This window comes from Bacteroides sp. RTP31139st1_H2_RTP31139_211217, from assembly GCF_040227615.1.
Lineage (GTDB): Bacteria > Bacteroidota > Bacteroidia > Bacteroidales > Bacteroidaceae > Bacteroides > Bacteroides uniformis.
Genome location: NZ_JBCNZM010000319.1, coordinates 1 through 1831, shown reverse-complemented (window position 1 = coordinate 1831; position 1831 = coordinate 1). Strand labels below are relative to the sequence as shown.

The following is a 1831-nucleotide window of genomic DNA, read 5'->3' as shown; positions in this document are numbered from 1 at the left end:
TGCCGTATCACGGTGGACGGCGAGATTAAACAGTTCAGTTGCAAGATGGACGTTCCCCCACGGTTGTGGGACGTGAAAAACAGCCGTGCTTCGGGCAAGAGCGTCGAAGCGCAGAAAATCAACCTTGCGGTAGATAAAATCCGTGTGGAGGTAAACCGCCGCTACCAAGAACTGATGCAGACGGACGGTTATGTAACCGCCGCCAAACTCAAAGACGCCTATCTCGGTATCGGCGTCAAGCAGGAAACTTTGCTGAAGCTGTTCGAGCAGCACAACGCCGAGTTCGAGAAGAAAGTCGGGCACAGCAGGGCGCAGGGTACATTTACCCGTTATCGGACGGTCTGCAACCATATTCGGGAGTTCCTGCCCCACACCTACAAGCGTGAGGATATTCCGTTAAAGGAACTAAACCTCACGTTCATAAACGATTTCGAGTATTTTTTGCGCACGGAGAAGAAATGCCGCACCAATACCGTGTGGGGCTATATGATTGTGTTGAAACACATCGTTTCGATAGCGAGGAACGACGGACGATTGCCCTTTAATCCCTTTGCCGGATATATCAATTCTCCCGAAAGCGTGGACAGGGGCTACCTCACCCAAACGGAGATACAGACGCTCATGAACGCACCGATGAAGAACGCCACCCATGAACTTGTACGGGACTTGTTCGTCTTTTCTGTTTTCACGGGTTTGGCGTATTCCGACGTGAAGAACCTCACCGCCGACCGCCTGCAAACATTCTTCGACGGCAACCTTTGGATAATCACCCGAAGAAAGAAGACCAACACCGAATCGAACATCCGTCTTTTGGACGTTCCCAAGCGTATCATAGAGAAATACAAGGGACTGGCAAGGGACGGTCATGTTTTCCCCGTTCCGAGTAACGGCAGTTGTAACAAGATACTCAAAGAGATAGGCAGACAATGCGGCTTCAAGGTGCGTTTGACCTACCACGTGGCAAGACACACGAACGCCACGACCGTGCTTCTGTCGCACGGCGTACCCATCGAAACCGTAAGCCGCCTTTTGGGACACACGAACATAAAGACCACCCAAATTTACGCCAAAATCACCGCCCAAAAGATAAGTCAAGACATGGAAACCTTGTCGCACAAGTTGGAGGACATGGAGAAGAATATCTGCCGAGCCATCTAATTAAAAACAGAATACCGATGAAAGAAGAAAGGAACATTATCACGATGGACGGGCAGGGCAATATCTCCCTGCCGAGCGATATAGGTGCAACCGCCATGACCGAGCGGGAAATCTGCGAACTGTTCGGGGTTATCGCCCCGACGGTTCGGGCAGGGATAAAGGCTCTCTGCAAAAGCGGAGTTTTGAGTATATATGACATAAAGCGCATTATCCGCATATCGGACAGATACAGCGCGGAGGTTTACAACCTCGAAACGATAGCCGCCCTTGCTTTCCGTATCGAATCGTTCGGGGCGGCGAAAGTCCGCAGGGCATTATTGGAAAGGATTATACACGGGCGAAAAGAGAAAACGACGGTATTTGTGTCGGTTGTTTCGGACGGCAAGCCCAACAGCCGTTGGAAAGCATGATGACATACCAACATATCAACATACCAACATGCAAACGTACCAGCATACCAGCATGCAAACCTATCACTATGGTGATATATATTGCAGGGTCTATTTCTCTTTTCAGAGGAAAGCGGAGCAATCATTTCCGTTTACAAAGGCAAAGCAAGCACGGGGCTTTACGTCGGCTAAAAGGTCAGGCGGCTGCGCCGTTTCCCGATAAATCTTCCTCTCGCTTCGCTGCGAGCGTATTTATCGGGAAAACCTTGTATCCGACCGCCCCG

The 1831-nt window shown here is 50.5% G+C and carries 2 protein-coding genes; both read left to right on the top strand.

Annotated elements, in window-relative coordinates; all coding sequences use genetic code 11:
* A partial coding sequence (locus ABUA47_RS24535; protein ID WP_349824579.1) for a site-specific integrase occupies nt 1-1158 on the top strand: 1158 nt, incomplete at its 5' end.
* A 17-nt stretch (nt 1159-1175) separates the two neighbouring features.
* On the top strand, nt 1176-1568 hold the full coding sequence (locus ABUA47_RS24530) for a hypothetical protein (RefSeq protein ID WP_005797051.1): 393 nt from the start codon (nt 1176-1178) through the stop codon (nt 1566-1568).
* The last annotated feature ends 263 nt before the right edge of the window (nt 1569-1831 follow it).

Bases quoted from the DNA above. Each gene is read 5' to 3' on its own strand.
- ABUA47_RS24530 (WP_005797051.1), top strand. From the start codon at position 1,176: ATGAAAGAAGAAAGGAACATTATCACGATGGACGGGCAGGGCAATATC.